This window comes from Streptomyces sp. NPDC034037, from assembly GCF_055575715.1.
Genome location: NZ_JBVISC010000007.1, coordinates 66,070 through 77,574, shown reverse-complemented (window position 1 = coordinate 77,574; position 11,505 = coordinate 66,070). Strand labels below are relative to the sequence as shown.

The following is an 11,505-nucleotide window of genomic DNA, read 5'->3' as shown; positions in this document are numbered from 1 at the left end:
TACGAACTCGCGTGGTCGTGTCCCCTCTGGTGGTGTAGCCGATCAAGGCGTGCCACCTCCGGCTCGGGGCGGGCGAGCGATCTCCTCCGAGGGTGGGCCAGCCTTCGTAGCCGGTCCTGGCCTCGTAGAGCTCAACGGCGCCACCGCCGAGGGAGATCAGGGGCACCACCTGGGCATTCGTCTCACTTGGTTAACTACACCACCGAGAGCCAATGGTGGTCGCACCGCTTGCCGGTGCCGTGTCAGTGCCACCAACTACGATCCCGGCAAGTCTGCAACCACCCATCCCAATCGGCCAGTTGGCTCGGGTACTGCAGGGTGAAGGTCAACGGAGGTGCGCGGTCTACCGCCACATCACCTGAATAGATGCGAGGGCGTAGTGGATTCGAGTTTTTGGCGTGAACAGGTCGGAGGCGTAGCAGATACCTGCGTGGCCTCGGGGAACGGCTGGAAGTGTGATCGGCCCCCCAGAACCCAAGGGGCTAAGAGTAATGGCCTCTGCAATGCGCATAGCGTCCAGAAGAATCGAGGACAATCACTTCGAGCTCTCGGGCTGAGAAGGCTCCCAGTCGAAAATCAGGCAGAATGTGAGGCGCAGGGAGCTTCATGGAAATGTGATCGACTTCAGTACGGGCGAGGCCCCTACTGTCATCCTCACCTTCGCCAAGCGAAAACGAGGGACGCTTCAGAATTGAAACCTCTCCGAAAATCAGCTCCGGATGCCTGTATTGCCCAGGGCGCAGGGTGGAGTTGCGACAGTAGGCCGTGGTCGAGTGGATATTGCGCCACGCACTATGCCCAGCATCGTAGAACTGGAGGCGTTGAGAGAAGCTGGGCCTCAAGAGCCATCGGCGATACTAAGAGATGCTCGGCGTGTCGCATCGTGAAACATGTGTCGGAATACACAGTGAACAGAGGCGGGTTTGACGGCCTCAGCTCGAGTTGCAGGACGTGTTCCCGCTTTGCCAATCTCTCCAATAAATATGGGATACCTCGAGACCGGGTGGTGAGCCTGTTCGGTGACGGACAAGGGGAATGTGAGATCTGCGGGAGTGTCTCGGATCTAAACGTTGACCACGACCATGGATGCTGTCCCGGAGATCGGTCGTGTGGGGAGTGTGTGCGAGGGGTTCTCTGTGGGCGCTGCAATCGCGCCATCGGGCTTCTCCGGGATGATCCGCAACGACTCGAATCAGCGGCGAGGTACTTGAGGAGGTCTCGCGGGGAGGCTGTCCATAGTGTCGATACGCCGATGTAGAGGGGCGGTATCGGTGTATCCCCTCTTGTGGTGTAGCCGCTGAAGGCGTGCCGCCTCCGGCCCGGGACCCGCGAGCGGTCTCCTCCGGGGCGGCCCGGTTGTCGTAGCCAGTCCTGGCCTGGGAGAGCTCAACGGCACCACCACCGAGGGAGATCAGGGATGCCACCTGGGCATTCCACTCGCTTGATCGGCTACACCACTTGGTGGGACGCCATCACTCGCGCCCAACATGTTCCTTGTCCTCATCGCAACCGCTACCGTGAGTTGCAAACTCAACAAGGTAAATCTCGACAGCAGGCTTGCCTAGTGAACCGAGGGGAGGTTCCACAGGCCGTCGCCGTACCCGGTGCCGGCGCGGCGGGCCAGCAGCACGTCGTCCCCGCGGCGCAGCATGAGGTGGACGTCCACGACTTCGGCGTGCCGCCGCGGGGCCGCGGGGGTCACGCCGATGACCGCGTACCGCTCGTCCTCGACCGGTCCGCCCCACAGGCGCGGGTCCCCGGAGAGGCGCTCGGTGTGCAGCCGGGTGACGAGCGGGGTCAGGGCCTCGGTGAGGCGGGACATGGGCAGGCCGGCGGGCCGGGCCAGGTCCCAGACGCCCTCGACGAGGATCAGGCGGCCGCCGGGGCGCAGCAGGGTGTGCCAGTGGCGCACGGTGGCCTCGGGGTCCGGGAAGAGCCACAGGACGTGGCGGGCCAGGACGGTGTCGAACTTCCGGTCCCCTACCGGGGGGCGGGCCGCGTCGCCGGTCAGGATCTCGGCGTCGTGGCCCGCCAGCTTCTCGCGGGCCCGCGCCGTCATGTCCGGCGAGAGGTCGACGCCGGTGACCCGGTGGCCGTGCTCCGCGGCGAGCAGGGAGAGGCTGCCGGTGCCGCAGCCGAGGTCGAGCACGTCCCCGGGGGTGGCGGGCAGCCACTGCGACAGGCGCTCCGACCAGGCGCGGCGCACCGTCGCGTCGCGCAGGCCGTGGTCCGGTTCGTCGTCGAAGGTGGCGGCGGCGGCATTCCAGTCGACCCGTGCGGAGGCGTTGTTCATCATCATGGCCCGAGCCTGTCATCCACCACTGACAACGGGCCCCCGGGCGAGGCGTTGACGGGCCTTTGGCAGGTCTCGGGCAGGTACTCGGGCAGGTGCGCGATCAGAAAGGTGGCCCGGAGAGGTCTAGCGGAGCGCTCCGGTGGACATCGGTAAGGCAGGGAGGCAGCCATGCGCCGAGTCACCACGCACAAGCCCGTCATCAAGCCCGTCAGCCGCCGGGTGCGCGAACGCCAGGAGGCCGAGGTCAGGCCACGGGAGAGGCCGGAGGTCCGCAGGGACATCCAGCGGACGTGGTGGCCGGAGGGATGAGACGCCGGCCGGCGGAACGCCGCCCGTAGGCACGCCGCCCCGTCAGGGGGTGGGCAGCCGCTTGCGGTAGTGCAGGCGGTCGTAGGGGCCCTCGACGCGGCGTTCCACGAGGTCGTAGCCGTAGCGAGGGTAGATCTTCTGGTTCTCCCACATCAACGCGTTGGTGTACAGGCGCACTTCGGGCAGGGACAGGGCACGCGCGTGTGCGTCGACATGGGCGAGCAGGGCGCGGCCCACCCCTTGGCCCGCGGCGTCGGGGTGGACCGCGATGGACTCCAGGAACAGGTGGGCGTCCTCGGGCGGTTCGGTGACCGGGACGAGGACCAGCAGGCCGATGACCGGGTCCCCGATGACGTACACCCGCCCCGCCGCGACGTCGGCCGCGTGGTCGGCCTCCATCGGGGCGGGGACGACGCCGATGCGCCGGATGTAGTGGTGGTAGGCCGCGTCGGTCACGGCCCGCACCGCGGGGACGTCGGAGGCGGTGGCGCGTCGGATGCCCGGGGGCACGGTGGTCGTGGTCATGCCTTTACGTCTATGCCACGGCGCCGCGCCCGCACCAGTGCCGGCCTCACCAAGGACCACGCGGCGATCAGGACGCGGAGGCCATGATGGACGGGACCGGACGCCACCGCCACCGAGGCGCCCCGGTCAGGACAGGCACGTGCTCGGTGTCGCGTGCTGCGGATCCAGCGCGTTGGCCACCTCGTGGTGGGCGACGCGGTCCAGGGTGCCGATCGCCACGTGCTCCGCCACATCGGCCCCGCACAGGTCCTGGACGGTCACGTTGCGCACTCCGGGGCCGTCCAGGAACTGGCTGCGGTAGGGGGTGACCACCTCGTCGTATTTAGTGGCGATGACGGTGTAGCGCACGCCCGGCACGGTGTCCCCGCCGGCGTTGAGCCTGGTCAGGAAGGGTGAGCCGACGATCTGGTCGGCGAGGGCCGGGGTGTTCGTGGTGAGCAGGTCCTCGATGCCGGGGAAGTACGGCAGCAGGCGGGTGAGGCCGAGCAGGGTGGTGCCGTGGTTGTCGGGCGCGAGGCCGATGAGGGTGTTCACCTTGGCGGCGCCGCCGAGGAACTTGAGGTAGTGGCGGGGCATCATGCCGCCCTGCGAGTGGCCGACGAGGTCCGCCTCCTTCGCGCCCGTCGAGGCGAGCACCTTGTCGACGAAGTCGTCGAGCTGCTCGGCGGACTTCTCGATGGGGCCGAGCCCGTGGAAGAACGGCACGTCCTTCAACTGGCCGTAGTCCAGGGAGTAGACGCAGTAGCCGCGCGCGACGAGGTAGGGCGCGAGGACGAGCCAGTTGTCGACGGAGTTGCCGAACGTGCCGTGCACGAGGACGACCGGGCGGGGGTGGGCGGCGGAGGGCCGGCAGGTGTAGTCGTTCCAGCCCCGCGATGTGGCGGCGGCCGCCTGAGGGGCGGCGTTCGCGGTGGCGGCGGGGGTGAGGGTGGCCGCGCCGGTGAGAAGCAGGGCGGCGGCGAACGCGCGCAGCGCGCGTCTTAGGGGCAGCATCGGGCGATCTCCTCGCGGCAGGGGGAAAGAGGGGGGTACGCCCTGTGATCCGGATCAACAGGATGCCGTGCACACGTCAAATTACGCGCCGGTAGATGAAGAGTGAAGCGGCGCGTCACGACAACTTCCGACGCTGCCGACGGAGCCCTCGACCAGCACCCCCGCGCCCCGAAGCAGGGGCACGGGCGATCCCGGGCGCTCCCGTCCCCCTGCGTCACCTGGCCCCGGGGCAGGGGCACGGGCGGCGCCGGCCATCCCGTCCCCCCACGTCACCTGGTCCCAGGGCAGGGGCAGGGCGATCCCGACCGCCCCTGCCCCCCGCGTCACCTGGCCCCGGGACGGAAGCACGAGTGGCCTCGGCCCCCCTCCCCCCGCGTCATCTGACCCCGGGGCGGGAGCACGAACAGCCCCGGCGCCCCTCCCCGCGTCACGCCGCCAGCGTGCCCGGCACGATCGTGCCGGGGCCGAACTTTTCCCGGGCCCGGTCGGCCACCTCCTCGATGCGGCGGGCCTTCTCGTCCGCCGGGTCGAACGTGAGCTGGTGGGCGGCCTGTTCGGCCGGGCCGAGCCCCTCGGCGCGCAGGGCCACGGCGCGCACCCGGGCCCGCTGGAGACCGAGCGCCTCATACGCGCGGTAGGCGGCCGTGGTCAGCGCGGTGGAGTGCGCGGTCGGCTCCGGCAGGGTCCTGGTGCGCACGGTCGTACTGCGGTCCGCGTACCGCACGGTGAGGGTCAGCGCACGGCACACCTGGCCCTCGGCGCGCATCCGGACGCCCAGCTCCTCGGCGCCGGACAGGAGGGCGCGGCGGTGCCGGAAGGGGTCGAGCTCGTCCCGGGGGAAGGGCCGTTCGACGGCGAGCGAGCGCGCGGCGGAGTTCGGCACGACCCGGGTGCGGTCGACGCCCCGCGCCTTCTCCCGCAGCTCACGGCCCGCGCGGGCGCCGACCAGCCGCTGGAGGGTGGACAGGGGCGCGGCGGCGACCTTCCCGAGGGAGTCGAGGCCGTACTCGCACAGGGTGCGGGCGGTGGCGCGGCCGATGCCGGGCAGGTCGCCGACGGGCCGCTCGGCGAGGAACTCCCGTACGCCATCCGGGCCTTCCGGCACGGCGCGGGTCACGCCGGGGGCGGCGCCACGGGCGGCCATCCGCGCCAGCATCGGGCCGGGTCCGGCGCCGATCGCGCACTCCACCCCGTACAGCGCGAGCGCCCGCACCCGGATCAGCGGGGCCAACTCGACGGCGCTCCGCCCGAAGTACCGCCGCGCGCCGCGCAGGTCCAGCAGGGCGGCGTCGGGCGGGAGCGCCTCGACCTGGGGGGTGAACTCCCCGAGCATGCCGAGCAGCTGAGGGAGGGCGGCCTCATACATGGGCGTCAGCAGGAAGCGCACGTAGAGGGTGCTCGCCGCACCGCCCGCCACACCGCCGACCTCGCCGCCCACTCCCTCGCCCACCTCGCTGCTCGCCCCCCTGCTCATCTCACCGTTCGTCTCGCCGTTCATCCCGCGCTCCCCGGACTCCGGTGCCAGAACTTCCTGGTGCCGCCCGCCGCCCCCTCGCCCGCCGGACGGAGATCCGCCCAGGGGTGCATCTCGTACCCGGTGGACATGCGGACGCGCCGCCCGCCCGGCCCCGGCCCCGGTCCCGGTCCCGGCCCCTGCTCGGATGCGGGGTCGGGCTCGGGCTCGGGCGTCGGCTCCGGTTCCGCCAGCCGCAGCGCCACCGCGTCGAGGCCGCCCTCCTGACGCACCTCCACCAGTTCCGCGAGGTTCCACGCCGCCGCGCCGACCACGCTGAGGCTGCGCGGTCCGCGGCGCTGCACCACACCGCGCACCAGCAGCAGCCAGGAGTGGAAGACGGTGTGCGCGCACCGCTCGTGCGCGTCGTCGAAGAAGGCGAGGTCGACCAGGCCCGTGCCGTCGTCCAGGGTGGTGAAGATGACCCGCCTGCCGGAGCGGATCGGCGGGGTCTGGGTGGCCGCCTTGGCGCCCGCGACCAGGACGGTCGCGCCGTGTTCGGCCTCCCGCAGCCGCCGGGCGCTGAGCACGCCCAGTTCCGCGAGGAAGGCGGCGTGGTCGCCCATGAGATGGCGCGAGGAGTCCATGCCGAGGACGCCCAGTTCGGCGCTGAGCCGCTCCGCCTCGTCGAGGTCGGGCAGGCCCGCGGGCGCCGTCTCGCGCCCGCCGGACAGGGGCAGTTGGGCGCCGGCCGCGCCCCGGGCGCCCCGCCGCAGCTCGGCGAGGTGCAGTTGCAGGTCGCGGCGGTTGGCGCCGAACGCGTCGAGCGCGCCGACCTGCGCGAGCCGCTGGGCGACCGGCTTGGAGGGGCGGGCCCGCTCCCAGAAGTCGACGAGGGAGGCGTAGGGCCGCCCGTCCGCGATGCGCGCCGCCTCGGCCTCGCTGATGCCGTGCACGTCGCAGAGGGCGAGGCGCAGGCCCCACATCCGCCGCGGCTCGGACACCAGTTCGATACGGTGGGCGACCGCGGACCGGTTCACGTCCACCGGCAGGATCGGCACCCCGCGCCGCCGCGCGTCCGCGAGCAGCAGCCGCTTCGGGTACATCCCGGGGTCGTGGGTGAGCAACCCGGCGTAGAACGCGGCCGGGTGATGGGCCTTCAGCCACGCCGACTGGTACGTCGGCACGGCGAAGGCCACGGCGTGCGCCTTGCAGAAGCCGTACGAACCGAAGGCCTCGACGATCTCCCAGGCGCGGGCGATCGTCGGGGCGTCGTACCCCTTGGCCGCCGCGTGCTGCGCGAACCACAGGCGGATGCGCCCCTGCGACTCGGGGTCGGAGAGCCCGCGCCGCACCTGGTCCGCCTCGTCGCGCCCGCAGCCGGTCATGATGTCCAGGATCTGGATGATCTGCTCGTGGAAGACGACGACGCCGTAGGTCTCCCGCAGCGGCTCGGTCAGGTCCGGATGCGGATAGCGCACGGGCGCGCGGCCGTGCCTGGCCTCGATGAAGGGGCGCACCATGTCGGCCGCGACCGGGCCCGGACGGAACAGGGAGATGTCCACCACCAGGTCGTGGAAGGTCGAGGGCTGCAACCGCCCGACCAGGTCGCGCTGGCCCGGCGACTCGATCTGGAAGCAGCCGAGCGTCTCGGTGGACTTGATGAGCCGATACGTCGCCGGGTCGCCCGGCGGCACCGCGTCCAGGTCGACCCGCTCCCCCGTGGCCCGCTCGACCTCCGTCACCGCGTGCGCCATCGCCGACTGCATCCGCACGCCGAGCACGTCCAGCTTGAGCAGGCCGAGGTCCTCCACGTCGTCCTTGTCGAACTGCGACATGGGCAGGCCCTCGCCGCTGGTGGGCACGACGGGCGTGCGGGCGAGCAGCGAGGCGTCGGAGAGCAGCACCCCGCACGGGTGCATGGCGACGCCGCGCGGCAGCGCGTCCAGCGCCTCGACCAGCTCCCACAGCCGGTCACGGCCGCCCAGTTCCTTCGCCACCGCGCGCAGTTCGGGCAGTTCCGCCAGCGCGGAGCGGGCGTCGCGGGCGCGGATGTGCGGGAAGGCCTTGGCGAGCTTGTCGATCTCGGCCGGGTCCATGGACAGGGCCGCCCCCACGTCGCGTACGGCGTGCCGTACGCGGTAGGTCTCGGGCATGGCGACCGTGGCGACCCGCTCGGTGCCGAAGCGGCCGATGATCGCGCGGTAGACCTCAAGGCGGCGGGCCGACTCGACGTCGATGTCGATGTCGGGCAGCACGTAGCGCCGCTTGGACAGGAACCGCTCCATGAGCAGCCCGTGTTCGACGGGGTCGGCGTGCGCGATGCCGATGAGGTGGTTGACGAGGGAGCCGGCGCCGGAGCCGCGCGCGGCGACCCGTATCCCCAGCCCGCGTACGTCGTCGACGACCTGGGCGACGGTGAGGAAGTAGGAGGCGAAACCGTGGTGGGCGATGATGTCCAGCTCGCGGTGCATCCGCTCCCAGTAGGCGCGCCGGGAGTCGTAGCCGCGCAGCACCATGCCCGCCGCCGCCCGGGAGGCGAGGACGCGCTGCGCGGTGCGCCGCCCGGCGCCGACCAGACACGGTTCGGGGAAGCGGACGGAGCCGATGCCGAGGTCGTCCTCGGGGTCGACCAGGCACGCGGCGGCGGCCGCCCGGGTCTGGTCGACCAGCCGGTGGGCGGTGTCGCGGCGGAACCCGGCGGCCTCCACGACCCGTTCGGCGACGCGCAGCATGGCGTCCGCGTCCTTCAGCCAGCGTTCGCCGCCGTCGAGTCCCTTGGCCGGGTCCACCGGGACGAGGCGGCGGGCGGCGTCCAGGACGTCGGCGACGGGGCCCTGACCGGGGTCGGCGTAGCGCACGGCGTTGCTCAGGACGGGTCGTACGCCCTGTTCGGCGGCGAGGCCGAGGGTGCGCGCGGCCAGCCGGAGGGAGCCGGGGCCCGTGCCCTCGCGTCCGTGCCAGACCGTCTCCAGGCGCAGGTCGTCGCCGTACCGCTCGCGCCAGGGCGCGAGGAGCCGGGCGGCGCGGTCGGGGCGGCCGGCGGCGAGCGCGCGCCCCACGTCGGAGGCGGGGCCGAGCAGCACGGTCAGGCCCTCGCCGTGGTTCTCCTCCCACGGCAGGACGGGCCGCCCCTCTGCGGCGGCGTCCCGGTGCGCGGCGCTGACCAGGCGGCAGAGCGTGGCCCAGCCGGTGGCGCCGTCCCGGGCGAGGTAGGTCACGCGCGGGGTCGACTCGTCGATGAAGGCACCGCCGCGCACGGGGGTCCGGCGCCGCTCGCCCCTGGCCGGGGCGGGCTCCCCCACCGCCAGCTCGGTGCCGAACAGCGGCCGCACGCCGGCCTTCGCGCAGGCCTTGGCGAACCGGACGGCGCCCGCGAGGGTGTCCCGGTCGGTGAGCGCGAGGGCGTCCATGCCCCGGTCGGCGGCGCGCTCGGCCAGCCGCTCCGGGTGCGAGGCGCCGTACCGCAGGGAGAACCCGGAGGCGGTGTGCAGATGCGTGAACCCGGGCACACGCACCTCCTGTCACCCTCAACCGATCCGATCCCGTATCCCCCACCTCCACCATAGACCAAGTTTCGAACGCTTGTACGACACGCGGGCGGGGCCCACCCCACGGCACCGCCGCGTCACCCGTCCGGCCCCTCCCACCTGCGCGGACGACCGGTGCCCTGGAGCGTGGGGGCATGAGGTTCGCCGACGAAATGAAGAGCGCCGTCACGCCGCGAGCAGCCCTGCTCGTCCTCGGCGTACTCGCCCTGCAGCTGCTGTTCATCGCCTCCTACGTGGGCGCGCTGCACGACCCGAGGCCCAAGGACGTGGCCTTCGGGGTGGTCGCCCCCAAGGAGGCGGCCCAGCAGACCGCCGACCGGCTGGAGAAGCTGCCCGGCGAACCGCTGGACCCCCGCGTCCTCGCGGACGAGGCCGAGGCCCGCCACCAGATCGCGCGCCGCGACATCGACGGCGCCCTGCTCGTGGACCCGCGCGGCACGACCGACACCCTCCTGGTCGCCTCCGGCGGTGGCACGGCGCTCTCCAGGACCCTGACCTCCCTCCTCACGGAGGTGGACGCGGCCGAGAAGCGCACGGTGAAGACCGTGGACGTGGCCGCCGCGTCGGACCAGGACTTCAACGGCCTCTCGTCCTTCTACCTGATCGTCGGCTGGTGCGTCGGCGGCTATCTGTGCGCGTCGATCCTCGCGATCAGCGCGGGCTCCCGCGCCGCCAACGTGCCGCGCGCGACCATCAGGCTCGCCACCATGGCGCTCTACTCGATCATCGGCGGCCTCGGCGGCGCGGTCATCATCGGGCCGATCCTCGGGGCCCTGCCCGGCAGCATCATGGGCCTGTGGGGCCTGGGCGCCCTGGTCGTCTTCGGGGTCGGCGCGATCACGCTCGCCCTCCAGGCGCTCACCGGCATCATGGGCATCGGCCTGGCCGTCCTCATCATCGTCATCGGGGGCAACCCGAGCGCGGGCGGCGCCTTCCCGCTGCCGATGCTGCCGCCCTTCTGGAAGGCGATCGGGCCCTGGCTGCCGCCGGGCGCGGGCACCTGGGTGGCGCGCTCCATCGCCTACTTCGAGGGGAACGCGATCACCGGGCCGCTCCTGATCCTGGCCGCCTGGGCACTCGTCGGCGTCGTCGTCACCCTCGCCCTGTCGGCCCGGCGCGGGCGGCCGGTCAACGGCTCGATCGACCTCAGCGGCACGCACTACGGCAGGACGTGAGCCCCGCCCCCCGTCGCTCGCGGGCGGGGGCGGGGCTCATGGCGTCCGGCGGACTCAGCCGATCTCCGCGCCGTAGGCGCTCAGCGCCTCCAGCACCGGCTGGAAGAAGGTCTCGCCTCCCGAGGAGCAGTCGCCGCTGCCGCCCGAGGTGAGACCCAGCGCGATGTCCCCGGTGAAGAGGGGGCCGCCGCTGTCGCCGGGCTCGGCGCACACCGTCGTCCGGATCAGGCCGTCGACCCGGCCCTCCTGGTAGTTCACCGTGGCGTTCAAGGCGGTGACCTCGCCGTCGTGGACCTGCGTGGTGCTGCCGCTGCGCCGCACCTGCTGCCCGACGGTGGCCTCGCCCGCCCTGGTGATCGCCTGGGCGCCGCCGTCGTAGAGGTTCACCTCGCTCGGGTGCGGGATGTCGGCCGTGTACTTCACGAGGGCGTGGTCGTCGCCCGGGAAGCTCGACTCCTGCGTGGCGGCGATCTCCTGGTCGCCCTCGGTGGCGGACCAGCTCTTGACCGCGTTGCCGCAGTGGCCCGCCGTCAGGAAGTAGGGCTCACCGCCCTTGACGACGTTGAAGCCGAGCGAGCAGCGCGAGCTACCGCCCCAGATCGCGTCGCCGCCGGCGATGAACACCTTGTACTCGCCCTTGCCGCGCCGGAGTTCGGCCTTGCCGCCGAGGCCCTTCACGACCGAGGCGACCTTGTCGAGCGTGGCGCCCCTGACCGTGCGGTCCGCCGTGAGCACGACCTTGTTGGCGGCCGGGTCCATCGCCCACGAGGTGCCGGGGACGGCCGCCTCGCGGTCGAGCACGGCGCGGGCGCCCGCCAGTTCAGCCAGGGAGTTCCCGACGACTCTGGCCCTGCCGCCCGCCGCTTCGACGGCGTCCGCCGCGCGCTCGTCCAGCACGTTCACGACGAGCGTGCGGGACGCGGCGTCGTAGTACGTGCCGGCCGCGGCCGGGCCCAGGTCCTTGCTCAGGGCCGAGGCGAGCTTTCCGGCCTGCGCCGCCGAGAGGACGTGCGGTGCCGGCTCGGGCGGCCTCTCGCTCGCGTTCGCACTCTGGAAGGTGGCTCCCGCGGCGATCAGCGCGGCGATGCCCGCGCCTGCCACGGCGGTCCGCCGCTTGGGTGTGCGTCGGTGGTTCAAGGCTCACGACCTTCTGTGTGGGGGGGGGAGAGAACGACCCGGTCGGCGTGGGGGCCTGACGGATCG

General features: G+C 72.4%; 8 protein-coding genes and 1 pseudogene. 3 read left to right on the top strand and 6 right to left on the bottom strand.

The genetic code is table 11. From position 1 onward, the window contains the following. Window positions 1-334 precede the first annotated feature (334 nt). Window positions 335-1,258 (top strand): endonuclease domain-containing protein, encoded by a 924-nt coding sequence (locus ACZ516_RS24305; RefSeq protein WP_469011647.1) that lies wholly within the window; start codon window positions 335-337, stop codon window positions 1,256-1,258. Between the two features lie 306 nt (window positions 1,259-1,564). On the opposite strand, the pseudogene ACZ516_RS24300 reads toward ACZ516_RS24305, so the two are convergent. Continuing rightward, window positions 1,565-2,293: pseudogene (locus ACZ516_RS24300) on the bottom strand (class I SAM-dependent methyltransferase); the annotation flags it as partial. 171 nt (window positions 2,294-2,464) lie between these two features. On the opposite strand from ACZ516_RS24300, the gene ACZ516_RS24295 reads away from it, so the two are divergent. Next, window positions 2,465-2,605, top strand: coding sequence for a hypothetical protein (locus ACZ516_RS24295; RefSeq protein WP_358588177.1), 141 nt, complete (start codon window positions 2,465-2,467; stop codon window positions 2,603-2,605). A 42-nt stretch (window positions 2,606-2,647) separates the two neighbouring features. Here ACZ516_RS24295 and ACZ516_RS24290 read toward each other — a convergent pair whose 3' ends face one another. From ACZ516_RS24290 to ACZ516_RS24275, 4 genes are all read right to left on the bottom strand, one after another. Further along, a complete protein-coding gene (locus ACZ516_RS24290; RefSeq protein WP_469011646.1) occupies window positions 2,648-3,130 on the bottom strand; it encodes a GNAT family N-acetyltransferase in 483 nt (160 codons plus the stop codon). A gap of 126 nt (window positions 3,131-3,256) precedes the next feature. Beyond that, window positions 3,257-4,123, bottom strand: coding sequence for an esterase/lipase family protein (locus ACZ516_RS24285; RefSeq protein WP_469011645.1), 867 nt, complete (start codon window positions 4,121-4,123; stop codon window positions 3,257-3,259). A 427-nt stretch (window positions 4,124-4,550) separates the two neighbouring features. After that, window positions 4,551-5,489, bottom strand: coding sequence for a DNA polymerase Y family protein (locus ACZ516_RS24280; protein WP_358913733.1), 939 nt, complete (start codon window positions 5,487-5,489; stop codon window positions 4,551-4,553). Between the two features lie 128 nt (window positions 5,490-5,617). Beyond that, on the bottom strand, window positions 5,618-9,088 hold the full coding sequence (locus ACZ516_RS24275) for a DNA polymerase III subunit alpha (protein ID WP_469011644.1): 3,471 nt from the start codon (window positions 9,086-9,088) through the stop codon (window positions 5,618-5,620). A 173-nt stretch (window positions 9,089-9,261) separates the two neighbouring features. On the opposite strand from ACZ516_RS24275, the gene ACZ516_RS24270 reads away from it, so the two are divergent. Next, on the top strand, window positions 9,262-10,302 hold the full coding sequence (locus ACZ516_RS24270; RefSeq protein WP_358700584.1) for an ABC-2 transporter permease: 1,041 nt from the start codon (window positions 9,262-9,264) through the stop codon (window positions 10,300-10,302). Between the two features lie 54 nt (window positions 10,303-10,356). Here ACZ516_RS24270 and ACZ516_RS24265 read toward each other — a convergent pair whose 3' ends face one another. Further along, entirely contained in the window at window positions 10,357-11,439 is a 1,083-nt protein-coding gene (locus ACZ516_RS24265; protein ID WP_469011643.1) for a S1 family peptidase, read from the bottom strand. Window positions 11,440-11,505: the final 66 nt, after the last annotated feature.

Coding starts and splice junctions, on each gene's coding strand:
- ACZ516_RS24295 (WP_358588177.1), top strand. CDS start 2,465: ATGCGCCGAGTCACCACGCACAAGCCCGTCATCAAGCCCGTCAGCCGC.
- ACZ516_RS24290 (WP_469011646.1), bottom strand. CDS start 3,130: ATGACCACGACCACCGTGCCCCCGGGCATCCGACGCGCCACCGCCTCC.
- ACZ516_RS24285 (WP_469011645.1), bottom strand. CDS start 4,123: ATGCTGCCCCTAAGACGCGCGCTGCGCGCGTTCGCCGCCGCCCTGCTT.
- ACZ516_RS24280 (WP_358913733.1), bottom strand. CDS start 5,489: ATGTATGAGGCCGCCCTCCCTCAGCTGCTCGGCATGCTCGGGGAGTTC.
- ACZ516_RS24270 (WP_358700584.1), top strand. CDS start 9,262: ATGAGGTTCGCCGACGAAATGAAGAGCGCCGTCACGCCGCGAGCAGCC.